Raw genomic sequence first — 24,153 nt, 5'->3', positions numbered from 1 at the left:
AACAGTATTGGAGAACCCGCGCTTTATGCAATCCCTGACATTACAACCTATCTCTTCAATCAACGGAACGATCAACCTGCCAGGGTCTAAAAGTGTATCGAACCGAGCGCTTTTATTAGCGGCAATGGCTAACGGCACAACGGTGCTGACAAACTTATTAGACAGTGATGATATTCGCCATATGCTGAATGCATTAAGCCAATTAGGTATTGATTATCAATTGTCTGAAGATAAAACCCGTTGCAGTGTTAAAGGTCTTGGCGGCATTCTGTGTCACCCAGAACAATTAGATATTTTTCTAGGCAATGCGGGTACGGCAATGCGTCCTTTAACGGCAGCACTCTCGTTAGCCGCGAATAACATTATTCTAACCGGCGAGCCTCGTATGAAAGAGCGCCCAATTGGGCATCTAGTTGATGCTTTACGTGAAGGCGGGGCCGTTATTGAATATTTAGAACAAGAGAATTATCCCCCCATTCGTTTACGAGGTGGTTTTTCTGGTGGCGCAATATCGGTGGATGGTTCGGTTTCCAGCCAATTTTTAACCGCGCTTCTCATGGCAGCGCCCTTGGCGGAAAAAGATACCGTCATTACGATTTCAGGTGATTTGGTTTCAAAACCTTATATTGATATTACGCTTGCATTGATGGATACATTCGGTGTCAAAGTAGAAAATCATCAATACCAGCAATTTATTATTCAGGGACAACAGCAGTATCAATCGCCGGGTGAATATTTGGTTGAAGGTGATGCTTCGTCCGCTTCTTATTTCCTCGCCGCAGCGGCAATTAAAGGGGGAACAGTAAGGGTGACAGGTATTGGCCGTAATAGCCTACAGGGTGATACTAAATTTGCCAATGTACTGGAAAAAATGGGAGCGACAATCCGTTGGGGGGATGACTTTGTTGAGTGTGAACGAGGGACTCTTAGCGGCATTGATATGGATATGAATGCTATCCCCGATGCGGCAATGACAATTGGTACCGTCGCCTTATTTGCGAAAGGGGAAACCGTGATCCGCAATATTTACAACTGGCGTGTAAAAGAAACTGACAGGTTGTATGCAATGGCGACAGAATTACGAAAAGTCGGTGCTGAAGTTGAAGAAGGATATGATTTTATTCGTATTGTTCCTCCAGCACAATTGCAGCATGCGGAAATTGAAACGTACAACGATCATCGAATTGCAATGTGTTTTTCACTGGTGGCTCTATCCGATACACCAGTGACAATTCTTGATCCTGGCTGTACAGCAAAAACATTCCCTGATTATTTCCAACAGCTGGCACGTTTGAGTTAAATTTTAATCAATCGACTGACTGACATAAATAGCCGTAATGTCAGTCAGTGCCTTCATTTCATCGTTGCTAACGTTATTTGGTCTAGGTTTTTTCTTTAACTCATTGGCAAGCACTTATTTCACAAAATCGTCGAGTAGGTATAATACAGCCACAGATTTTAATTGCAGGTGCTTAAATCACTTGCAGATGAAGGAGACCTTTTATGGTGGCTGTAGCCCCTGTAATCACCGTTGATGGACCAAGCGGAGCTGGTAAAGGTACATTATGCCAAGCGCTGGCAAATCAGTTTGGATGGCAACTCTTAGATTCTGGCGCTATTTATCGCGTTCTCGCATTAGCAGCACTGCATCATCATGTTGATATTCAGTCAGAAGATGCGTTAGTGCCTTTAGCGGCAAATCTCGATGTACGCTTTGTACCTGAAGAAGACCAGTTAAAAGTGATTTTAGAAGGCGAAGATGTTTCAAATCAAATTCGTACTGAAGATGTCGGTAAGACAGCATCACAAATAGCGGCTTTCCCCCGCGTAAGGGAAGCTTTGCTGCGCCGTCAGCGTGCTTTTAGGGCTATGCCTGGGCTGATTGCGGATGGCCGTGATATGGGAACCGTTGTTTTTCCTGATGCGCCAGTCAAAATTTTCCTGGATGCCTCTGCCGAAGAGCGAGCTCATCGACGTATGAAGCAGTTGCAGGAAAAAGGGTTTGATGTTAACTTTGAACGACTTTTGACCGAAATACAAGAACGTGATTATCGGGATCGTAACCGTAAAGTTGCGCCTTTAGTCGCCGCGAAGGATGCTTTAATACTGGATTCCACAAGTATGTCTATTGGGGAAGTCATTGAAAAAGCACAGGCCTATGCGAAAAAAATTCTACAATTATCTTAATAATTGGCTGTATTTTAGCTTATAATGTAGATAGTATACGCACTTAATACTATGTTGATTTTTAGTTCAACATGGTAGCAACCTTATGACATGGAAAGTTGTGGGGTATGTGAAACAACCCCATTTGGCCGGAAGCTGAATGGACGTTAATTAAAAACCCTTGAAGATCATTAATATGACAGAATCTTTTGCTCAACTCTTTGAAGAATCCCTGCAGAATATTGAAACCCGTCCTGGTTCTATCGTCCGTGGTACAGTTGTTGCCATCGATAAAGACGTTGTTCTAGTTGACGCAGGTCTGAAATCTGAATCTGCTATCCCAGTAGAACAATTCAAAAATGCTCAGGGTGAGCTAGAAATCCAAGTTGGCGACGAAATCGACGTAGCTCTGGATGCAGTTGAAGATGGTTTCGGTGAAACTATCCTTTCTCGTGAGAAAGCTAAACGTCATGAAGCATGGCTGATGCTGGAAAAAGCTTACGAAGAAGCTGAAACTGTAACTGGTGTTATCAACGGTAAAGTTAAAGGTGGTTTCACTGTTGAACTGAACGGCATCCGTGCGTTCTTACCTGGTTCACTGGTAGACGTTCGTCCAGTTCGTGACACTACGCACTTGGAAGGCAAAGAGCTAGAGTTCAAAGTTATTAAGCTGGATCAGAAACGCAACAACGTTGTTGTTTCTCGCCGTGCTGTAATTGAATCTGAAAGCAGCGCAGAACGTGATCAACTGCTCGAAAATCTGCAAGAAGGCATGGAAGTTAAAGGTATCGTTAAGAACCTTACTGACTACGGTGCATTCGTTGACCTCGGCGGTGTTGATGGCCTGCTGCACATCACTGATATGGCTTGGAAACGTGTTAAACACCCAAGCGAAATCGTCAATGTTGGTGATGAAATCACAGTTAAAGTTCTGAAATTCGACCGTGAGCGCACTCGTGTTTCTCTGGGTCTGAAACAACTGGGCGAAGATCCTTGGGTCGCAATCGCTAAACGTTACCCAGAAGGTACTAAACTGACTGGTCGCGTTACTAACCTGACTGACTATGGTTGCTTCGTAGAAATCGAAGAAGGCGTTGAAGGTCTGGTTCACGTTTCAGAAATGGATTGGACTAACAAAAACATCCACCCATCTAAAGTTGTGAATGTTGGTGATGTTGTTGAAGTTATGGTTCTGGATATCGATGAAGAACGTCGTCGTATCTCCCTGGGCCTGAAACAATGCAAATCTAACCCATGGCAGCAATTTGCAGAAACTCACAACAAAGGCGACCGCGTTGAAGGTAAAATCAAGTCAATCACTGACTTTGGTATCTTCATCGGACTGGAAGGCGGTATCGATGGCCTGGTTCACCTGTCTGACATCTCCTGGAACGTTGCAGGCGAAGAAGCAGTTCGTGAATACAAAAAAGGTGACGAAATCGCAGCTGTTGTTCTGCAAGTCGATGCAGAGCGTGAGCGTATTTCTCTAGGTGTTAAGCAGTTAGCTGAAGATCCATTCAACAACTACTTAGCAGCAACTAAGAAAGGCGCAATCGTAACTGGTAAAGTTATCGCAGTTGATGCTAAAGGTGCAACTGTTGAGCTGACTCTGGGCGTTGAAGGTTACCTACGTGCTTCTGAAGCTTCACGTGACCGTGTTGAAGATGCAACACAGGTTCTGAAAGTAGGTGATGATGTTGAAGCTAAATACACGGGTGTTGACCGTAAAAACCGTGTAATCAACCTGTCTGTTCGTGCAAAAGACGAAGCTGATGAAAAAGACGCTATCGCTACTGTGAACAAGCAAGAAGATACTAGCTTTGGTAACAACGCAATGGCTGAAGCTTTCAAAGCAGCTAAAGGCGAATAATTAAGGTGGGGGCACGAAAGTTGCCCCTTCGTAACGGTAGTTTAGGGAGGTACTATGACCAAGTCTGAGTTAATCGAAAGACTGGCTAGCCAGCAATCTCATTTGTCAGCAAAAACGGTCGAGGAAGCTGTTAAAGAAATTCTCGAGCATATGGCAGATACCCTGGCTGGTGGTGAACGTATAGAAGTCCGCGGATTCGGCAGTTTTTCTCTTCACTACCGTGCTCCGCGTGTTGGGCGTAACCCAAAAACTGGAGACAAAGTGGAGTTGGAAGGTAAATACGTTCCTCACTTTAAACCCGGTAAGGAATTACGTGACCGTGTAAATATTTATGGTCAGTAATTGACTATAAATCTTAATTATTATTTCAAAACGGCGTTTACATTATGTAGCGCCGTTTTTTATTATTTAACTAACTAACTAACTAACTAACTAACTAACTAACTAACTAAACAAATAAATGGTAAGTAGAGAGGTTTGCATCTTAAATAAGAAAATTATTCGCAATTTGCGAAGGCGCACTTAAAAAAGATCACATTTTTCTGATTTACATTCATAACTGGGAAGCTGCTCGTATCATTGATTATGATACTTTTATTAATATTATTGGCCTAAGTATGCTAATTATTCACGTGGCGTACTGAGAGGCGATACTATGCTTGAAAGTTGGTTGGCGCTTTTTCGAGGGGGAAAACTTTCCTATACTTTAGCAGCAATAGCCATTTTCATAGGCGCACTACCTATTTTATTTATTCATGATATTCCCCAAATAAATTATTTATTAATAATTTTATTGCTTTTCTTCGCTTTTATTAAAGCCCAACGCAATTTAAAGTTTTTTATTTTAATCATCATCTCTTTTATATGGGCATGTTGGCATGCAAATGAGGTTATCGAAAAAATAAATCTCTTATCTCAACGGTATCAACCTTTAGATATTACGATTATCAGTTCTCCTTTATTCAATCAAGAGAAAGGGAAAATCAAGGTCAGAATAGATAAAATAGAGGGAAAATTTGTTTTTCCTCCACTTTATGCGGTATGGCAAGCGAAAGGTAAAACGAATAATAAACTTTGTGAAGGACAGTCTTGGCGGATTCATGCGCGTTTAAACCCATTACATGCCTCTTTGAATGAAGGAGGATTCGACCAACAACGTTATCGCTTATCTCAACGTATTATAGGGAAATTAAAAAGCTCACAATCTACAGTGATTAATTCCCAGTGCTCACCTAGACATAATATCATCGAGTCGTACAAGAAGAATATATCCATATTAGAAAATGCAGGTATCACTTATGCATTAATGTTTGGAGAACGCGGGTTATTAACAACAGAGTTATCCACGCTGTTGCAAAATACGGGTGTGAGTCATCTGATTGCGATATCTGGTTTACATATTGGTTTATCTTATCTTTTAGGCTATTGGATTGCGCGGCTTTTACTTTACCGACTTCCCCGTTACTTCATTAATCCTAACATACCGATTGTCATCGGTTTTATTTTTGCTGGGCTTTATGGATGGATTTCAGGCTTCGCGATTCCTGCGGTAAGAGCTCTAATTGCATTAGGGTTATGGATATATATTACACAGCAAAATAGCCGTTATTTCTCATGGCAATGGGCAATATGGAGTATCGGGCTAATTATTGCGGCGGACCCTTTAGCAATATTGTCTGATAGTTTTTGGCTGTCCAGTTTTGCGGTGTTAGCCATTTTATATTGGTTCCAATTATTCCCTTTGGCGTCATATTCTCATTACCCTAAAATGATGCGATGGATTATTCCCTTTATTCATCTACAAGTCGGGTTATTAATCTTATTAGCGCCAATACAAATCATGCTATTTCAAGGTTTTAACTTAATGAATTTTTGGGCTAATTTATGGTTAGTGCCAATTGTGTCATGGTTAGTTGTTCCTTTCATTTTGTTATCATTTCTATTGTTGCCGTTTCCAGTACCTGGTATCCATCAGTTTATTTTACAGCTTATCGATAGGATCATATCGCTAGGCATAAAGCCATTAAAGGGGTTAAGTCATTTTTGGTTTGAGCTACCATCAATATCAGTATGGCTCTTTTTATTTTGTTGGCTAATTGGCGGATTTATCACATTTGGTTGGTATAAATCTTATATTGGATTATTAGGTTGTATTATTGCGATATGTATAGGGACAGAGAACAACGCTGATAAAGAGGAGCCACAATGGAGCTTAACTACCCTTGATATAGGCCATGGGCTTGCCGTCATTATACAACAAAATGGGGGGGCGTATCTCTATGATACAGGAAACCGTTGGGCTGATGGAAATAATGCACAACGGCAGATAATCCCTTACCTCAAACGAAAAAAAATTATTCCTATGGGGATTATTTTGAGTCATAACCATCTCGATCATACTGGTGGTGTTAATTTCCTAACTAGGCAATACCCTTGGTTAAATATACGCAGCAGTTTTGGCGGTAAAAAGCACCTTCCTTGTTATAAAGGGCAGCGCTGGCAATGGGGCAAGCTGAATTTTGAAGTACTGTGGCCGGAACAGTTATCTAAAAAGTCACACAATAATGATTCTTGTGTCATTATGTTGAGTGATGGAAAGCATAAAGTTTTACTGACAGGTGATATAGAAAATCAGGGAGAAAAAGCGATCACCGCACTTTATAAGCATCAATTAGATTCAGATATTCTGTTTGCACCACACCATGGTAGCAATACTTCATCAACCTCATTATTCATTAGAACCGTTTCACCAAAGGTGGTATTAGTCTCTTCTGCAAGATACAGCCCTTGGAAAATACCATCGCATAAAGTGTATTTACGGTATAAACACAGTAATATTAAATGGATTAACACGGCGGAATCTGGACAGATAACCGTTTGGTTTAAAAAAGAAAAATTACAAATAGCTCGGTATAGACAGGAAATACATCCACGCTGGTATCATCTCTGGTTTGGTGATCTGACATTTCCCGAGTAGAATAGTGCGCTTACATTAAGTTTGGTAATAATAATATGATTGATAAAGACCTTTCGACACGACAAACGTTTCGCCGGTTATGGCCTACTATTTCGCCGTTTAAAGCGGGTTTGGTTGTTGCAGCTATTGCCTTGATCATCAACGCAGCAGGGGATGCGTTTATGATTTCTTTATTAAAACCTTTACTCGATGAAGGGTTTGATAAAGCAGATAATGACGTTTTAAAATGGCTCCCTATTGCGGTGTTAGGTCTAATTGTTATCCGCGGATTGTCCAGTTTTGTTTCAACCTATTGTGTTTCTTGGGTTTCTGGGCAAGTCGTCATGAGTATGCGTCGTAGGTTATTCCGCCATATGATGGGGATGCCAGTCAGCTTTTTTGATCAGCAATCAACTGGCACGCTACTGTCCCGTATTACCTATGACTCTGAACAGGTTGCAGCATCATCTTCCGGTGCATTAATCACCATTATTCGCGAAAGCGCATACATCATCGGTTTATTTGCGATGATGTTCTATTATAGCTGGCAACTGTCCCTCATTTTGATTGTTATCGCACCTATTGTCTCGATTACGATCCGTATCGTTTCAAAGCGGTTTCGTAAGATCAGCAAAAATATGCAAACAGGCATGGGGCATGTGACGGCCAGTGCTGAACAAATGCTAAAAGGGCATAAAGAAGTTTTAATTTTTGGTGGACAGAAAGTTGAAACTGAGCGTTTTAATAAAGTCAGTAATAATATGCGTAGCCAGTCGATGAAAATGGTTACCGCATCGGCGATTTCAGATCCTATCATCCAATTAATTGCCTCTTTTGCACTGGCATTTGTTTTATATGCAGCAAGCTTCCCTGAGATTCGTGAGCAATTAACGTCGGGAACTATTGCGGTTGTCTTTTCATCAATGTTTGCATTAATGCGCCCTTTGAAATCGTTAACTAATGTTAACTCTCAATTTCAACGTGGTATGGCTGCATGCCAAACGCTGTTTGCGATTTTAGACAGTGAACAAGAAAAAGATGAAGGAACTAAAGTACTCTCGAATGTGAAGGGGGATATTGAGTTTAAAAATGTGACCTTTACCTATGCGACGAAAGAGCATCCAGCATTAGAGGATATTTCTTTCACTTTACCCGCAGGTAAATCTGTTGCTTTAGTCGGGCGTTCAGGTTCTGGTAAATCTACCATCGCCAATTTGATTACGCGTTTTTATGATATTGATAAAGGCAGTATTTATATTGATGGCCACGATATCAAAGAATACACGCTGGAGTCACTTCGTAGCCAAGTTGCTTTAGTATCGCAACACGTTTATTTATTCAATGACACTATTGCGAACAACATCGCTTATGCTACCGATGGGCGTTTTAGCCGCGAACAAATTGAAAAAGCAGCAGAGATGGCTTATGCGATGGACTTTATCTCAAAACTTGATAAGGGATTAGATACGGTTATTGGCGAAAATGGGGTGATGTTATCTGGAGGGCAGCGCCAACGTATCGCGATTGCGAGAGCATTACTGCGCGATGCTCCGATCCTGATCTTGGATGAAGCAACATCAGCACTTGATACGGAATCTGAAAGAGCGATTCAAGCCGCGTTAGATGAATTGCAAAAAAATAGAACATCTTTAGTGATTGCTCACCGCTTATCGACGATTGAGAACGCGGATGAAATTGTCGTTGTCCAAGATGGTCGTATTATTGAACGTGGTAACCATAAAGAATTATTGGCTAAAAATGGTGCCTATGCTCAATTACATAAGATACAGTTTAGCCAATGATAGAACGAATCTGGGCGGGCCAATCATGGCTTTATATCTTACTCCTTCCGCTATCACTACTATATGGTGTGATCGCGTTAGTTAGACGTATGGCTTATAAAGTTGGCCTATTGCCTTCTTGGAAGGCACCCGTCCCAGTGATTGTTGTAGGTAATTTAACGGCAGGGGGAAATGGTAAAACGCCTGTCGTTATTTGGTTAGTTGAATCACTAACCCAAAAAGGTTATCGCGTTGGTGTTGTTTCTCGTGGCTATGGTGGGAAAGCTCAACACTATCCGTTAGTCGTTTCATCCACCACTACCACCTCAGAGGCCGGTGATGAACCAATTTTAATTCATTATCGCACTCAAGTCCCCGTAGCCGTGGCTCCCAAGCGTAGTGATGCAGTGAAAGCATTACTCGAAGCTTATTCATTAGATGTGATCGTGACTGATGACGGTTTACAGCATTATGCCCTTGCTAGAGACTATGAAATTGTTGTGATTGATGGTCAGCGTCGTTTTGGAAATGGCTGGTGGCTACCCGCAGGGCCAATGCGTGAACGAGCAGGGCGTTTGAACTCCGTTAACGCGGTGATCGTCAATGGTGGGCAACCAAAATCTAATGAAATAACCATGGCATTAGAAGGTGATGCAGCAGTTAATTTACTCAGTGGTGAAAAATGTGCCGTTAGCGATCTCAAGCAAGTGATTGCTATGGCTGGTATTGGTCATCCCCCTCGTTTTTTTGATTCTCTTGAAAAAAAGGGTATACAAGTTATTCAATCTTACGCTTTTGCAGATCATCATCCTTATCAAAAACAGCAACTGTCAGCGCTAACACCAAATGATGAGCCATTATTAATGACAGAAAAAGATGCGGTTAAATGCCAATCTTTCGCTCAAGCTAATTGGTGGTATCTACCTGTTGATGCATCTTTTGATGCTCAAGGTGAGATAAAAATACTCAATGAAATAAAAAATACGATAGAGCGCCATAAAAAAACTTGTCTCTAACCATTTACTGTGATAATAATATCTACAACGTGATATAGATCTCCTTATTGCATGTATAAATGTAATACATTGATAAATAGAGACTATATTTAATTGACTCACGACCAGTTTATTTAGTTAGTCTTTATATCCTCGCAATTTCCACGTTTACTCATCAGTTTTGTCATCTTAATGTCAAAGAGTGCTGTTAAGTTACAGTGGATTATTGGTACGTGGAAGGTCGTTAATTGTATGTGTTATTTGATAAAGCACATCTAATGGTAATAGTTTACTTGCTCTTAAAGCGTTTTAATAAATCGGCAATTTATCATGGGGTATAACGTGTAAAGAGTAATAGTAAAACAATAAATAGAATTATTGTTCTAAGAACAAAAGGAGTTTTAATATGAATTTTCAATTACATATGGGCCGAGTGAAATGGTTTGATGCAAATAAAGGTTATGGATTTATTTCACCAATGAATGGCGGTGACGATATCTTTGTTACACGTAAATCAATTGCAAATAAAAAAATCAAATCATTATCTGAAGGTCAAAACGTCGAGTTTTCTGTTACTCGCAATTCTGATGGCATAACGGCTGCTGATGTCATCGCTTATTAATTAAATAATTAACAGAGCTATTATCTCCTGCACCTATCCTCTCAATCGCTCGCAGGAGAGTCTATTCAAAAAGATTAAAGTTAACGGTGATATCTGCTTGTGCTATCCTGATGGGAAGTGAGTTAAATCCATTTGGGAGAAAACATGGATCACCGTTTACTTGAAATCATTGCTTGTCCTGTTTGTCATGGCAAATTAAGCTATCACAAAGAAAACCTTGAACTTATTTGCAAGTTCGATCACCTCGCATATCCTATTCGTGATGGTATTCCTGTCCTGTTAGAAACGGAAGCACGCCAAGTTGCACTGGATGAAGGACAGTAATCATTATGTTTACCGTCATTATTCCTGCTCGTTATGCTTCGACTCGTTTACCAGGTAAACCACTGGCTGATATTCATGGCAAGCCGATGGTGGTAAGAGTCATGGAGCAAGCGATTAAATCAGGTGCATCACGTGTTGTTGTCGCAACAGATCATCCTGATGTTGCGCATGCGGTTATTCAAGCAGGCGGTGAAGCCTGCATGACTGACCCGAATCATCAATCAGGTACAGAACGATTAGCTGAAGTGATTGACACCTACGGGTTTTCTGATGACGAGATTATCGTGAATGTACAGGGGGATGAGCCTTTGATCCCACCTGAAATTATCAGTCAAGTCGCTAGAAATCTTCACGGTAGTCAGGCACAAATGGGAACATTGGCTGTTCCTATTCATGATGTCCAAGAAGCTTTTAACCCAAACGCGGTGAAGGTGGTAACGGATCATGAAGGTTATGCGCTTTATTTTTCTCGAGCGACCATTCCATGGGAGAGAGATAGATTTGCGATTAACCAAGACACGATTGGTGATCACTTCTTACGTCATATTGGCATCTATGCTTACCGAGCGGGTTTTATCCGTCGCTATATTAAATGGGAAACAAGCCCATTAGAAAAAATCGAAATGCTAGAACAGTTAAGAGTGCTGTGGTATGGAGAGAAAATTCATGTCGCGGTGGCCGAAAAAGCACCGGGGGCGGGCGTGGATACACCCGAAGACCTTGAAGTCGTGAGAAAGCAATTCAAATAATCCGCCCATAGCTTATTGTGAAATAAGGTGTGTACTCATCGTTGAGTCACACCTTTTTTGTTAGCTTTAATTTATTCAGCCTCTACGGTATCAGGGGTGAGTAAAGGCGTTTCAAGGGGTTGAGTATTATCGGGTTTTAAATAAAACCAGATAGAGCCGATTAATTCATACCAGGCCCGTTCGCTATGACTAAAATAATAGGCTGAAGGGATATATTTTTCCCAAGGATTCAACGCACTTTTGATGGCGAGCTGATTTGCGGGGGCGGCAATTGGCTGCATACCTCGGGCAGTAAACATGGACATGGCTCTTGGCAAATGATTGGCGGATGTCACTAATAAAAATGGCTCTTTACCGGTAATTTTTTCGACTTCAAATGCTTCTTCTTGAGTGTCTTTAGGTTCGGTCAATGCAATGGTATCTTCTGCGGGTACACCTAGCGATTGGGCGACCATTGCAGCCACTTCCGCGCTACTTATCGAGCTACTTGCTTTCCCCCCCGTAAATATCAATTTGCTTCCAGGGTGTTTTAGGTATAAACGAATGCCCTCGGTAACGCGTGGCAGACTGTTATTTAATAAATTAGAGCTTGGACTCCAATCGGGGTTGTAGGTAAAGCCCCCACCGAGTACGACAATATAGTGAATATTGTCTGGTGGATTATTCGTAATTAACTCATACCGTTTATCAAAGCCCTCTTCGACAGGAGACAGTAAGTTGTCAGCAATGGGCTGTAAGCCTAATAAGGTAATCAATATTAAGCTTATAGAAACACAGGTTTTGCCGCTTTTTTGCCAACGAGTGAACCATAATAATAGGATGCCAATGAATCCGAGAATCAGCAGCAGAGGCAATGGCATAAGCAATGCCCCAAGGTATTTTTTTAAAAGAAATAGCATAAGTGAACCTATTTTTTGGAATTTATCGTCAATTCGTTGTTCCGATTGCTGAATTCAGAACAGCACTATGCCAAAATAAGGCTATTATCTGTTATACTCGCAGGACTTCAAGTTGCAGCGTTGTTGACTATGTTTATACGTATGAGTCATAGAGTTATCGAAACTCTCAGCGACTAATGTCCTGGTCGCCAACTGCACTTCGAATTAGTTAGAGTATGTCATTTAGGCGTCAGCCACCTTGCATACTTTGCATGATGTTCGAGCCTATTTTAGCTGAGCGTGTTTTGGATCATATTCTGGATTTGATCTTATTTCATCATTTACAAGATGAGAACAGGCTGATTTTGGCGTTTATTAGGCGATTGGCGTTAGGTTAACGGACATAAATTGCCCATTTTTAGGACCACCGGATAATACATGGTAGACCGCAACTTTGATGATATTGCTGATAAATTTGCAAAAAATATCTATGGCACAACAAAAGGTAAAATACGTGAAGCGGTTGTTTGGCAAGATTTAACACAACTGATTAACTCTCAGTTTGATGGACAAACATTGCGTATATTGGATGCAGGTGGTGGAGAAGGGCATTTTTCACGCAAACTTGCAGCAATGGGACATCAAGTCATACTTTGCGATTTATCTGAAGAAATGTTAGAGCGTGCCAGCGAACTTGCTCAACAACAAGGGATTAGCGAGAATATGCGCTTTATCCATTGTGCAGTACAGGATATTGATCAACATATTGAAGAACCCGTAGATTTAGTGTTATTTCATGCTGTACTCGAGTGGATTAGTGATCAGAAATATGCAATTGAACAGTTGGTCGATATAATTAGGCCAGAAGGCGTCTTTTCTGTGATGTTCTATAATGCTAATGGTTTAGTCATGCGAAATGCAATTTTAGGCAACTTTCATCTTGCTACACCGCATATTCAGCGTCGACGTAAACGTTCATTATCGCCACAAAATCCATTATTACCCCAACAGGTCGATGAGTGGCTGTCGGATTGTAAAATGGATATTATTGGCAAAAGCGGTGTCAGAGTATTTCATGATTACCTACAAAGCAGGCAATTACAGCAACAAGATTTTCCTGCACTGTTGGCTTTAGAGCAGCAATATTGTCGTCAGGAGCCCTATATCAGTATGGGACGTTATATTCATGTCATGGCACGAAAACCAATAATAAAGGACGATTTATGAGTGATTTTTCCCAGACCGTCCCTGAACTCGTGTCCTGGGCACGAAAAAATGATTTTTCAATTTCACTGCCAGCAGAGCGTTTGGCTTTTTTGTTGGCAGTCGCAGTATTAAACAGCGAACGTGTTAACGGTGAAATGAGTGAAGGGGAATTGATCGACGCATTTCGTGAGGTGTGTAAAGGGTTTGAGCAAACCACGGAATCGTTATCTGTCAGAGCGAATAATGCCATCAACGATATGGTTCGCCAGAAAATATTTAACCGTTTCACAAGTGATATTGCGGAAGGTAACGCAATATACCGTTTAACATCGCTTGGTATCGGTATTAGTGACTACTATATTCGTCAACGTGAATTTTCCACTTTAAGGCTGTCTATGCAGCTATCCATTGTAGCGGGAGAGCTACAAAGAGCCGCAGAGGCGGCCGAGGAAGGTGGTGATGAATTCTATTGGCATCGTTTTGTCTTTGCGCCATTAAAATATTCAGTTGCTGAAATATTCGATAGTATTGATTTATCTCAGCGCGTTATGGATGAGCAGCAAAACAGCGTCAAAGAAGATATTGCGGCACTGTTAAACCAAGACTGGCAAGCCGCTATTGCTAACTGTGAACAATTATTATCAGAAACGTCAGGCACATTGCGCGAGCTTCAAGATACACTAGAGGCCGCAGGCGATAAGTTACAAGCGAATTTATTACGCATTCAAGAAGCGAATATGAATGCGCCTGTCTTTTCCGATATGGTTGATCGGTTAGTTTATGATCTGCAAAATAAATTAGACCGTATCGTCAGCTGGGGACAGCAGTCTATCGACCTTTGGATAGGCTATGACCGCCATGTTCATAAATTTATCCGTACGGCAATTGATATGGATAAAAACCGTATTTTCTCCCAACGTTTACGTCAGTCGGTTCAACAATACTTAGATAGTCCATGGGCATTGACTTATGCCAACGCTGATCGCTTATTTGACATGCGTGATGAAGAGCTGGCATTAAATGACGAAGAAGTCATGGGAGAGCTGCCTCCAGAGCTTGAATTTGAAGAATTCAGTGAAGTGAATGATCGACTTGCAGAATTGATGGAAACTGAGTTGGCATTCTATAAACGAGAACAACAGCCACTGGATGTTGCTCGGGTAGTACAAGCGTACTTAAAGCAGTATCCTCAGAAACGTCATTTTGACGTTGCACGAATTATTATTGATCAGGCTGTAAAATTAGGTATTGCAGAAGCTGATTTGGCGGGGCTTCCGTCAGAGTGGCAGGCAATTAATGATCACGGAGCCAAGGTGCAGGCACATGTCATCGACAAATATTGAACAATTTATGCCAATTAAAATGGCACAAGCATTGGCTAATCCCATTTTTCCAGAGCTAGATAGCCAGTTGCGTTCAGGACGTCATATTAGTATTGATGATCTTGATAACCATGCCTTTTTGATGGATTTTCAAGAAGCACTGGAACAATTTTATGCACGCTATAATGTAGAATTGATTCGAGCTCCAGAAGGCTTTTTTTATTTACGTCCTCGCTCAACGACCTTGATTCCTCGCTCTGTGCTATCTGAACTGGACATGATGGTAGGTAAAATTCTTTGTTACCTCTACTTGAGTCCAGAACGATTAACTAACCAAGGTATTTTTACGGCGCAAGAGCTGTTTGAAGAACTATTGTCTTTAGCGGATGAGAGTAAGTTGCTGAAGTTTGTTAACCAACGCTCAACAGGTTCGGACTTAGATAAACAAAAACTGCAAGAAAAGTTGAGAACATCTCTGAACCGTTTACGCCGCCTAGGTATGGTGCATTTTATTCAAAATGACGCGAATAAATTTATTATTTCTGAATCAGTCTTCCGTTTTGGTGCCGATGTTCGTAGTGGTGACAACGTACAAGAAGCACAATTACGCATGATCCGTGATGGTGAGGCGATTTCCCTTGAAGGTGGATTATCCTTACAAGATAGTGAAGATGACGAGAGTGATGAAAATCAAGATGCGCCTGAGAGTGATGAGGATGAACAAGTATGATTGAACGTGGTAAATTTCGCTCACTGACGCTGATTAACTGGAATGGTTTTTTTGCGCGTACCTTTGACCTTGATGAGTTGGTTACCACCCTCTCAGGAGGAAATGGCGCCGGTAAATCGACGACCATGGCCGCTTTTATTACTGCTATGATCCCCGATCTCACATTACTTCACTTCCGTAATACTACCGAAGCAGGTGCAACGTCAGGTTCACGAGATAAAGGGTTACACGGTAAATTACGCCCCGGTGTTTGCTATGCCATTTTGGATGTGCTGAACTCGAAACACCAACGGGTGATGGTAGGGGTTAGGCTACAACAAGTCGCTGGGCGTGATAAAAAAGTTGATATCAAACCCTTTATGATCCAAGGGGTTCCCATCGCGACAGTACCGACGGAAATCCTAACCGAAGTACTCGATGGACGTCAGGCTAAAGTGATTGCGTTAAATGATTTAAAAGAACGCATGGAGCAGCAAGAAGGCATTCATTTTAAACAATTTAACTCAATTACGGATTATCATTCGGTTCTTTTTGAATTAGGCGTTTTGCCAAAACGTTTACGCTCAGCGAGTGATCGTAGTAAATATTATCGTCTGATCGAAGCCTCACTTTATGGCGGGATTTCCAGTGCGATTACCCGTTCGTTACGTGATTATTTATTACCTGAAAATAGTGGCGTCCGTAAGGCATTCCAAGATATGGAAGCCGCACTACGTGAAAACCGACTCACACTTGAAGCCATTCGCGTTACTCAATCCGACCGTGATCTATTTAAGCATTTAATTAGCCAAGCGACAGACTATGTGTCTGCCGATTATATGCGTCATTCCAATGAAAGGCGTATTCATCTTGATTCGGCAATGGCGGCTCGGAGTGAATTATTCGCTAGCCGTAAACAGCTGCGCCAAGAGCAAGTTCGTAGCGTAGAAATTGCGCGTGAGTTAAATGAGCAAAACAGCGCGTCTTCAGATTTAGAGGCCGATTATCAAGCGGCAAGCGATCACTTAAACCTTGTGCAAACCGCTTTACGCCAACAAGAAAAAATTGACCGCTATCAAGCCGATATCGAAGAATTGACCTATCGCTTGGAAGAACAATCAGAGGTTGTTGCTGAAGCGACTGAACAGCAGGAAGAACTTGAAGCACGTTCCGAGGCGGCGGAAATTGAAGTTGATGAATTGAAAAGCCAATTGGCCGATTACCAACAAGCATTAGATGTCCAGCAAACCCGCGCAATTCAATATCAACAGGCTTTACAGGCATTAACTCGAGCGCGTGAACTCTGCCAATTACCTGAATTATCAATAGATAATGCAGATGAATGGCTAGAAACGTTTGAAGCCCGTGAACAGCAAGCGACGGAAGCATTACTGACATTAGAGCAGAAAATGAGTGTTGCCGATGCTGCGCATAGTCAGTTTGAGCAAGCGTATCAACTCGTCAGAAATATCGTTGGTGAAGTCAGCCGTAGTGATGCTTATCAACAAGCAAGGAGTCTCCTACGTGACTGGTCTTCCCAGCAACATTTGGCTGAACGTGTGCAGCCATTACGCATGCAGCTATCTGAGTTACAACAACGTTTAGATAGCCAGCAAAATGCAGAACGTCTATTAAGTGAGTTTTGTAAGCGTCATAACAAAAGCTATGAACCTGACGAATTAGATGCCTTAATGGCAGAAATTGAAGCTCAGCAAGAAGAACTCAGTATTGGCGTTAATGAAAGCGGCGAACGTCGCATGCAAATGCGTCAAGAGATTGAGCAGATCCGTCAGCGTATTCAAACATTAACGACTAAAGCACCAGCTTGGTTAATGGCTCAAGAAGCGCTGACTCAGCTGAATGAACAGTCAGGGGAATCCTTTGAGTCAAGCAGTGCTGTTACTGAATATATGCAGCAATTGCTTGAGCAAGAAAGGGAAATTACTGTTGAACGTGATGAAGTCGCCGCGCAACGGCGTGAGCTAGAAAAGCAAATAGAGCGTCTTAGCCAACCGAGTGGTGCTGAAGATAGTCGTTTACTTGCCCTTGCTGAACGTTTTGGTGGTGTTTTACTTTCAGAAATCTATGATGATATTACTATTGATGATGCCCCATACTTCTCAGCACTGTATGGCCCGGCCCGTAATGGTATCGTTGTCCAAGATCTCTCCGCAGTTCGTAGCCAATTAGAAACACTACAGGATTGCCCTGAAGACGTATATTTTATTGAGGGAGATCCATCCTCTTTTGATGATAGTGTTTTTGATGCAGAAGAATTTGAAAACGCGGTACTAGTTCGTTCGTCAGATAGACAGTGGCGTTTCTCTCGCTATCCGGAAGTGCCATTGTTTGGCCGTGCCGCACGTGAAACTCATCTTGATGCTTTAACATTAGAGCGTGATAGTTTGGCTGAGCGCTATGCAACGCTATCATTCGATGTACAAAAAATTCAACGTGCGCACCAAGCATTTAGTCGTTTTATCGGCCAACATATTTCAGTCGCCTTCGAAGCCGACCCTGAAGCTGAAATCCGTATTTTGAACCAAAAACGCACGGAACTTGAGCGTAGCTTGGCACAGTTTGAGGAGCAAACTCAGCAGCAGCGCCAACAATTTGTCCAAGGTAAAGAGTCTGTGTCAGCCTTGAACCGACTATTACCATTGGTTGGGTTATTGATGGATGAAACGCTGGCTGATCGTGTTGATGAAATTCGCGATGAGCTCTCAGAGGCTGAAGAAGCGGCGCATTTCTTGAATAAGCATGGTCAATCTTTGATAAAACTTGAGCCGATTGTGACCGTGCTACTCAGTGATCCTGAACAACATGATCAATTGCGCCAAGACTATGAAACGGCAAAACATAGCCAACAAATTGCGAAACAGCAGGCATTCGCGTTGGTCGAAGTGGTGCAGCGTCGAGCTCACTTTAGCTACAGTGATTCGACGGGGATGGTCAACGAAAATGCCGACCTCAACGATAAGCTGCGTCAACGCTTAGAACAAGCGGAAGGCGAAAGAAGTCGAGCGCGTGAATTATTACGTCAGCAACAATCTCAGTCAGCACAGTTTAATCAGGTACTCGCGTCTTTACGCAGCTCTTTTGATACTAAACAAGAGATGTTGAAAGAGTTAGAAGCCGAAATGCAGGATATTGGTGTGAAAGCGGATCCTGATGCACAAGAGCGCGCGCGTATACGCCGTGATGAGCTGCATCAATCTGTGATGGCAAATCGCACGCGTATTAACCAGTTAGAAAAACAGCTGACCTTGTGCGAAGCTGAAATGGAAAACTTACAAAAACGCATTCGTAAGTTAGAAAAAGATTATTATCTCTTACGTGAACAAGTGGTTTTAGCCAAAGCAGGCTGGTGTGCTGTCATGCGTTTAGTGAAGGATAATGGTGTCGAACGTCGCTTACATCGCCGTGAATTAGCGTATACGGATGGCGATAGTCTGCGTTCTATGTCGGATAAGGCATTAGGTGCCTTACGTCTCGCGGTCGCTGATAACGAACATCTGCGAGATGTGTTACGCCTGTCTGAAGATCCTAAACGTCCAGAACGTAAAATCCAGTTCTTTATCGCGGTCTATCAGCATCTACGTGAACGTATCCGACAAGATATCATTCGGACAGATGATCCTATTGACGCGATTGAGCAAATGGAAATTGAACTGGCGCGTTTAACTGAAGAGCTGACGGCACGCGAGCAGAAATTGGCGATTAGCTCGAAGAGTGTGGCGAATATTATTCGTAAGACGATTCAGCGTGAGCAAAACCGTATTCGCATGTTGAACCAAGGCTTACAATCTGTTGCATTTGGTCAAGTTAAAGGGGTTAGACTGAATGTTAATATTCGCGAAAGTCACTCATTAATGCTGACAGTGTTATCAGAAGAGAGCGAATTGCATCAAGATTTATTTACTAGCCAGCGTCTCACTTTCTCGGAAGCAATGGCGAAACTGTATCAACGTTTAAATCCTCAGATCGATATGGGGCAACGCTTACCACAGACTATTGGTGAAGAATTGCTTGATTATCGTAACTATCTTGAACTTGAGGTTGAAGTCAACCGGGGTTCAGATGGATGGTTGAAAGCGGAAAGTGGGGCATTATCGACCGGCGAGGCTATCGGTACGGGGATGTCGATACTGGTGATGGTCGTTCAAAGTTGGGAAGAAGAGTCACGTCGCTTACGTGCAAAAGACATTATTCCTTGTCGTTTGTTGTTCCTCGATGAAGCGGCTCGTCTAGATGCTAAATCTATTGCGACCTTATTTGAGCTTTGTGAACGATTAGAAATGCAATTAATTATTGCTGCACCTGAAAATATCAGCCCTGAAAAAGGCACCACGTATAAATTGGTTCGTAAAGTATTTGATAACCGTGAACACGTTCATGTTGTTGGTCTTAAAGGTTTTGGCCAAGATAATTCAAATATTCAGGCTCAGTTATCGCAAAGTTAATTCACTCATTGATTAATGCGAAATGAAAAACGGTGTTATTTTTAACACCGTTTTTTTTTAATAAGCTAAAGCTAAATTTACTGTATTTCGGCCGCATCATCTAAAACAGAAAATATTAATGAGATTTGTGTCTCATTTTCATGAAGAGAAAGACATTATTATCTGAATTCTTGTGATGCATCCCAATAAATTAGATTTGATATCGTTATGGTTTGCTTTCATGATGCCTGCATAGTCAATAAATGAATAAGGATTAAACATGAAAAAAACGACATTAACCTTAAGCGCCGTTGCTTTGGTACTCAGTTTGACGGCAACATCACAGGCTAAGGTATTAATGCCTGAAGTCGTCAGTTCAGGGGTGACGGTGGCTGAACTTGCTGAACAGAAACCTATACATTGGGTGTCTGTTGAGCAAATTAAAAATAGCCTAGAAGGTCAAGCTCCAATGGCGGTAGGCTTTGATATTGATGATACCGTGTTATTTTCTAGTCCAGGTTTTTATCGTGGTAAGTTGGAATATTCCCCAAATGATTTTAGTTACTTAAAAAATATTGAGTTTTGGGAAAAAATGAATAATGAGTGGGATAAATTCAGTATGCCTAAAAAAGTTGGCATCGATTTAGTCCAAATGCACTTAAAACGTGGCGATACGGTTTATTTTATTACTGGCCGTACTAAAACAAAAACAGAAACCGTCACTAAATATGTTCAAGAAGGCCTAAAAATCCCAGAAGATAAAATGAATCCTGTCATTTTTGCAGGTGATGAGCCTGGTCAAAATAATAAAGTCAGTTGGATGCGTGATCACAAATTAAAAATTTATTATGGTGATGCTGATGCCGATATTGCAGCAGCACGAGAATTAAATATTCGCGGTATTCGTATCTTACGTGCAGCAAACTCCTCTTATCAGCCACTGCCAAAAGCAGGGCAGTTTGGTGAGGAAGTTGTGATTAATTCAGAGTACTAATTTGCGTTAATTGGCTTATATTAATGAAATTAAAGGCGCTTAGCGTCTTTAATTTTTTGAGTCAAAAAATGATACGGCATTCGATTGTGATAGTAAAAATGGACAGTACATTGTAACAATATCCCACGTTCAAATTTTTCTTCTTAAGTCATATTGAATATCAAATACACTGAATAAGTTTATTTTGACATTGGAGTGATTAATTAAAAGCAGTTTTTTTATCAGTCTTCTACATAAACTCAAAAGCTAAATAATTCTATTTTTCATTTGCTGAAATTATTCTGTTTTCATGCAGAGTAAGAAAAATGTTGACGCTTATTTAAAGACAAAATTAGCTAATTCCTATAACATTCTTTTCAAATTTAAATACAATAAATATTCAATATAATAAAAATGATTGTTATCCATGTCGTGACTTAAGGTGGATTTATGGCAAAGAAAAGAGTGAAAGTGCTGCAACTCTCAATAATTTGTGGGCTATTGTCGATACAGCTCCCAGTACTTTCCGCACAAGATAATGGGCAAGTGCTAGCTGAAGAAACGGCACCACAACAAGCGGTTATTGCGACACCTACCGTGGTAATGACACCGGCTGAAAGCTTAGCGCAAATTACATCCTCATTACCTGCTGATGTAAAACCCGTTTTTTCATCGCAAATTGCCAAGATCTACGCAGATCGGCAAATGAAATTGTTATGGCAAGATGAAACGGCTATTGAACAATTCCAACAACAATTAGCAGAGCTGGCTCTTTCTGGGGTGCAGCCACAATTTAGTGAATGGTTAGTCGCATTAGAAAATACACAATTAAGTGAGTTAGGCCGAGATGTGATGCTGTCTGATGCGATGTTGGGGTATTTGCAGTACCTTTCAGGGGTTTCAGCGAATGGGCAATTTTGGTTATACCAAAAGAAGCCGTATAACATTAGCGCGCCAACTGTTGAGCAAATGAAACCATGGCTAGAGTCAGTGGCTGAAAATAATTTAAGCGAATGGGTAAAGGCTCAGGCGCCACAACATGCGTTGTATCAACCTATGCGTCAAGAAATGTTGAAACAACTTAACATGAACGATGATGGACTGGAATTAGTGGAGACTAAAACACTGAAACCGGGTCAATCGAGCGATGATGTTATCACTTTGCGTGAAATCTTATACCGCCAAGGATTTATCGATGCTGCCGCTATCTCTACTGAGATAGATGCAGCAGCAAGCGAGGAAGAGAAAGCAAAAGCAACTGCCCAAGCCCGTTTATACAGTGAAGACTTGATTGAACCTGTGAAGAAGTTTCAACAAAGCTATGGGCTAGAAGCTGATGGCATGGTGGGTAAAGGAACCAAAGTTTGGCTCAATATGAAGCCTCAGCAAAAAGCAGGGCTAATGGCGCTGAATATTCAACGTTTACGTATCATTCCTGAAGATAGTGGAACAGGAATTTTAGTTAATATTCCCGCTTTCTCATTAAATTTTTATCTAAATGATGACGTTATTTTGGATTCAAAGGTGATTGTGGGGCGTCCCGACCGGAAGACGCCGATTATGAGCAGTGCATTAAATAACGTTGTTATTAATCCACCTTGGAGCGTTCCAACAAGCATGGCTCGTAAAGATATCGCACCTCGTGGTAAGCAGGATCCCAGTTATTTTAGCCGTAAGGGGTACACCGTCTATTCGGGCTGGGGGCAGGACTCATTTGAAATCGATCCGTATTCAATTAACTGGGATGAAATTACCCCAGCGAATTTTCCCTATCGGATCCGCCAAGCGCCGGGGCCAACGAACTCATTAGGCCGGTATAAATTTAATATGCCAAGTTCGGATGCGATTTATCTGCATGATACGCCGAATCACAGTTTATTTAATCGTAGCGCACGCGCTATCAGTTCTGGTTGTGTTCGAGTCAATAAAGCAAATGAGTTGGCAAGTATTTTATTAGGTGATGCAGGCTGGGAGCAAAAGCGTATAGATGGAGCCGTAAAAGCAGGCAGTACACGTTATGTTAATATTCCAGATCGTATCCCTGTTTATCTTTACTATCAAACAGCTTGGGTAGATAAAGAGCAAAAGCCACAGTATCGTGCAGATATTTATCAATATGATAACAGTATTGAAAATGTGGAAAAGCAATTGCCCGTCATTAAAAGTTTCTTACACTAAGCTTAGCGGCAGGGGGATTTTTCTTCCTGCCGTAGTACCATTGATTGTTGGTAGATAGGTGATAGTGTGTCGTTAAATTAATCTGCTAAATTTTCAGTCATTATCAGAGGATGAAAGGAGTATATTTCGCTAATTATTAGTGATACAGGTCACTATTTGGATGATGATATGTAAAATTTGCGCTTATTTACCTATTTATTTACATTAATATACATTCAAGTTAAATATCATTTGTTAGACTGATTATTAGTATAAATTTTGTTCCTAATACTAATTGTTTTGAGTTTCAGCTAGGCGGCTATGAAGTCAGTCAGAAAACATAAGTATTTATGTCAATCGGCTTGCAACAGATAGTGAATAACGCAGTGCTTTGAAACATTATCAGTATATTTAATTAATTGAAATTGAGCTACTACCTATGGATATCATTGACCAAAACCGCCGCAAATGGTTAGGTGTTGGTGCAGCTGCTTTTGGGCTGAGCTTATTACCTAACCATGTCTTTGCCGCTATGACGACGCCTAGACCAAAAATTTTGCGTTTTCAAAACCTCAATACCGGGGAATTTTTAAAAACAGAGTTTTTTGATGGACGCCATTATAATAAATCAGAACTAGCCCGATTAAATCATTTATTCCGTGATCACCGTAGCGATAAAATCAAAACGATTGACCCTAAATTATTTGATCAAATCTATATGCTGCAAGTTATGTTAGGAACTAATAAGCCTATTCAGCTGATTTCAGGTTATCGTTCACTTGAAACTAATAATGCATTGCGTCGAAGCAGTAGTGGTGTGGCGAAAAAGAGCTACCATACACGCGGGCAAGCAATGGATTTCCATATTGAAGGTATCCAACTCAGTAACATTCGTAAAGCAGCTTTAAAAATGAAGGCGGGTGGTGTTGGTTATTATCCAAGAAGTAATTTTGTTCATATAGATACAGGGCCTGCACGGACTTGGTAGGTTTGGGTTATTCGT

At 41.3% G+C, this 24,153-nt stretch carries 18 protein-coding genes; 17 read left to right on the top strand and 1 reads right to left on the bottom strand.

Going from position 1 to position 24,153, the window contains the following annotated elements; all coding sequences use genetic code 11:
- The first annotated feature begins 25 nt into the window (after nucleotides 1–25).
- The 10 genes from aroA to kdsB all read left to right on the top strand — a co-directional run bounded on the left by aroA (nucleotide 26) and on the right by kdsB (nucleotide 11,463).
- A complete protein-coding gene (gene aroA, locus M1F03_RS12990) occupies nucleotides 26–1,300 on the top strand; it encodes a 3-phosphoshikimate 1-carboxyvinyltransferase (RefSeq protein ID WP_154624627.1) in 1,275 nt (424 codons plus the stop codon).
- Between the two features lie 203 nt (nucleotides 1,301–1,503).
- Nucleotides 1,504–2,187 (top strand): (d)CMP kinase, encoded by a 684-nt coding sequence (gene cmk, locus M1F03_RS12985; RefSeq protein WP_154624624.1) that lies wholly within the window; start codon nucleotides 1,504–1,506, stop codon nucleotides 2,185–2,187.
- A 175-nt stretch (nucleotides 2,188–2,362) separates the two neighbouring features.
- Nucleotides 2,363–4,036, top strand: a complete 1,674-nt coding sequence (rpsA, locus tag M1F03_RS12980; protein ID WP_154624625.1) for a 30S ribosomal protein S1 — start codon at nucleotides 2,363–2,365, stop codon at nucleotides 4,034–4,036.
- A 54-nt stretch (nucleotides 4,037–4,090) separates the two neighbouring features.
- The gene (gene ihfB / locus M1F03_RS12975; protein WP_042846474.1) at nucleotides 4,091–4,378 is read left to right on the top strand and encodes an integration host factor subunit beta; all 288 of its coding nucleotides are present in this window, start codon (nucleotides 4,091–4,093) and stop codon (nucleotides 4,376–4,378) included.
- Nucleotides 4,379–4,691: 313 nt separating this feature from the next.
- Nucleotides 4,692–7,013, top strand: a complete 2,322-nt coding sequence (locus M1F03_RS12970; RefSeq protein ID WP_318839949.1) for a DNA internalization-related competence protein ComEC/Rec2 — start codon at nucleotides 4,692–4,694, stop codon at nucleotides 7,011–7,013.
- Nucleotides 7,014–7,048: 35 nt separating this feature from the next.
- The gene (gene msbA / locus M1F03_RS12965) at nucleotides 7,049–8,794 is read left to right on the top strand and encodes a lipid A ABC transporter ATP-binding protein/permease MsbA (protein WP_154622449.1); all 1,746 of its coding nucleotides are present in this window, start codon (nucleotides 7,049–7,051) and stop codon (nucleotides 8,792–8,794) included.
- Complete coding sequence (gene lpxK / locus M1F03_RS12960; RefSeq protein WP_251464496.1) at nucleotides 8,791–9,789, top strand: tetraacyldisaccharide 4'-kinase; 999 nt, start codon at nucleotides 8,791–8,793, stop codon at nucleotides 9,787–9,789. The genes msbA and lpxK overlap by 4 nt, the downstream gene beginning before the upstream one ends.
- Nucleotides 9,790–10,174: 385 nt before the next feature.
- Nucleotides 10,175–10,390, top strand: a complete 216-nt coding sequence (locus M1F03_RS12955) for a cold-shock protein (RefSeq protein ID WP_154622451.1) — start codon at nucleotides 10,175–10,177, stop codon at nucleotides 10,388–10,390.
- Nucleotides 10,391–10,534: 144 nt separating this feature from the next.
- Complete coding sequence (locus M1F03_RS12950) at nucleotides 10,535–10,714, top strand: Trm112 family protein (RefSeq protein ID WP_154622452.1); 180 nt, start codon at nucleotides 10,535–10,537, stop codon at nucleotides 10,712–10,714.
- A 5-nt stretch (nucleotides 10,715–10,719) separates the two neighbouring features.
- On the top strand, nucleotides 10,720–11,463 hold the full coding sequence (gene kdsB, locus M1F03_RS12945) for a 3-deoxy-manno-octulosonate cytidylyltransferase (RefSeq protein WP_154622453.1): 744 nt from the start codon (nucleotides 10,720–10,722) through the stop codon (nucleotides 11,461–11,463).
- A 71-nt stretch (nucleotides 11,464–11,534) separates the two neighbouring features.
- On the opposite strand, the gene elyC is transcribed toward kdsB, so the two are convergent.
- Nucleotides 11,535–12,362, bottom strand: a complete 828-nt coding sequence (gene elyC, locus M1F03_RS12940) for an envelope biogenesis factor ElyC (RefSeq protein WP_154622454.1) — start codon at nucleotides 12,360–12,362, stop codon at nucleotides 11,535–11,537.
- Nucleotides 12,363–12,779: 417 nt separating this feature from the next.
- On the opposite strand from elyC, the gene cmoM reads away from it, so the two are divergent.
- From cmoM to M1F03_RS12905, 7 genes are all read left to right on the top strand, one after another.
- Nucleotides 12,780–13,568 carry a tRNA uridine 5-oxyacetic acid(34) methyltransferase CmoM gene (gene cmoM, locus M1F03_RS12935; RefSeq protein WP_154622455.1) on the top strand — a complete coding sequence of 263 codons (789 nt, stop codon included), beginning with the start codon at nucleotides 12,780–12,782 and terminating at the stop codon, nucleotides 13,566–13,568.
- Nucleotides 13,565–14,890 (top strand): chromosome partition protein MukF, encoded by a 1,326-nt coding sequence (mukF, locus tag M1F03_RS12930; RefSeq protein ID WP_154622456.1) that lies wholly within the window; start codon nucleotides 13,565–13,567, stop codon nucleotides 14,888–14,890. Before cmoM ends, mukF begins: the two co-directional genes overlap by 4 nt.
- Nucleotides 14,871–15,599 carry a chromosome partition protein MukE gene (gene mukE / locus M1F03_RS12925; protein WP_154622457.1) on the top strand — a complete coding sequence of 243 codons (729 nt, stop codon included), beginning with the start codon at nucleotides 14,871–14,873 and terminating at the stop codon, nucleotides 15,597–15,599. Before mukF ends, mukE begins: the two co-directional genes overlap by 20 nt.
- Entirely contained in the window at nucleotides 15,596–20,041 is a 4,446-nt protein-coding gene (mukB, locus tag M1F03_RS12920; protein WP_251464495.1) for a chromosome partition protein MukB, read from the top strand. The genes mukE and mukB overlap by 4 nt, the downstream gene beginning before the upstream one ends.
- 259 nt (nucleotides 20,042–20,300) lie before the next feature.
- Nucleotides 20,301–21,014 carry an acid phosphatase AphA gene (gene aphA / locus M1F03_RS12915; protein ID WP_154622459.1) on the top strand — a complete coding sequence of 238 codons (714 nt, stop codon included), beginning with the start codon at nucleotides 20,301–20,303 and terminating at the stop codon, nucleotides 21,012–21,014.
- Nucleotides 21,015–21,443: 429 nt separating this feature from the next.
- Nucleotides 21,444–23,171: a L,D-transpeptidase gene (ldtD, locus tag M1F03_RS12910; protein ID WP_163862615.1), complete on the top strand. Its 1,728-nt coding sequence runs from the start codon at nucleotides 21,444–21,446 to the stop codon at nucleotides 23,169–23,171.
- A gap of 418 nt (nucleotides 23,172–23,589) precedes the next feature.
- Nucleotides 23,590–24,138 (top strand): YcbK family protein, encoded by a 549-nt coding sequence (locus tag M1F03_RS12905; protein ID WP_154623293.1) that lies wholly within the window; start codon nucleotides 23,590–23,592, stop codon nucleotides 24,136–24,138.
- Nucleotides 24,139–24,153 lie beyond the last annotated feature (15 nt).

It is taken from the genome of Providencia sp. PROV080 (genome assembly GCF_033688105.1).
GTDB lineage: Bacteria > Pseudomonadota > Gammaproteobacteria > Enterobacterales > Enterobacteriaceae > Providencia > Providencia zhejiangensis.
Note: the sequence above shows the minus strand (reverse complement) of the source record. Positions and strands in the feature narration are given on the sequence as shown.

Bases quoted from the DNA above. Each gene is read 5' to 3' on its own strand.
- elyC (WP_154622454.1), bottom strand. From the start codon at position 12,362: ATGCTATTTCTTTTAAAAAAATACCTTGGGGCATTGCTTATGCCATTG.
- msbA (WP_154622449.1), top strand. From the start codon at position 7,049: ATGATTGATAAAGACCTTTCGACACGACAAACGTTTCGCCGGTTATGG.
- aroA (WP_154624627.1), top strand. From the start codon at position 26: ATGCAATCCCTGACATTACAACCTATCTCTTCAATCAACGGAACGATC.
- M1F03_RS12905 (WP_154623293.1), top strand. From the start codon at position 23,590: ATGGATATCATTGACCAAAACCGCCGCAAATGGTTAGGTGTTGGTGCA.
- mukF (WP_154622456.1), top strand. From the start codon at position 13,565: ATGAGTGATTTTTCCCAGACCGTCCCTGAACTCGTGTCCTGGGCACGA.
- kdsB (WP_154622453.1), top strand. From the start codon at position 10,720: ATGTTTACCGTCATTATTCCTGCTCGTTATGCTTCGACTCGTTTACCA.
- M1F03_RS12955 (WP_154622451.1), top strand. From the start codon at position 10,175: ATGAATTTTCAATTACATATGGGCCGAGTGAAATGGTTTGATGCAAAT.
- M1F03_RS12970 (WP_318839949.1), top strand. From the start codon at position 4,692: ATGCTTGAAAGTTGGTTGGCGCTTTTTCGAGGGGGAAAACTTTCCTAT.
- cmoM (WP_154622455.1), top strand. From the start codon at position 12,780: ATGGTAGACCGCAACTTTGATGATATTGCTGATAAATTTGCAAAAAAT.
- ihfB (WP_042846474.1), top strand. From the start codon at position 4,091: ATGACCAAGTCTGAGTTAATCGAAAGACTGGCTAGCCAGCAATCTCAT.
- M1F03_RS12950 (WP_154622452.1), top strand. From the start codon at position 10,535: ATGGATCACCGTTTACTTGAAATCATTGCTTGTCCTGTTTGTCATGGC.
- lpxK (WP_251464496.1), top strand. From the start codon at position 8,791: ATGATAGAACGAATCTGGGCGGGCCAATCATGGCTTTATATCTTACTC.
- mukE (WP_154622457.1), top strand. From the start codon at position 14,871: ATGTCATCGACAAATATTGAACAATTTATGCCAATTAAAATGGCACAA.
- aphA (WP_154622459.1), top strand. From the start codon at position 20,301: ATGAAAAAAACGACATTAACCTTAAGCGCCGTTGCTTTGGTACTCAGT.
- cmk (WP_154624624.1), top strand. From the start codon at position 1,504: ATGGTGGCTGTAGCCCCTGTAATCACCGTTGATGGACCAAGCGGAGCT.
- mukB (WP_251464495.1), top strand. From the start codon at position 15,596: ATGATTGAACGTGGTAAATTTCGCTCACTGACGCTGATTAACTGGAAT.
- ldtD (WP_163862615.1), top strand. From the start codon at position 21,444: ATGGCAAAGAAAAGAGTGAAAGTGCTGCAACTCTCAATAATTTGTGGG.
- rpsA (WP_154624625.1), top strand. From the start codon at position 2,363: ATGACAGAATCTTTTGCTCAACTCTTTGAAGAATCCCTGCAGAATATT.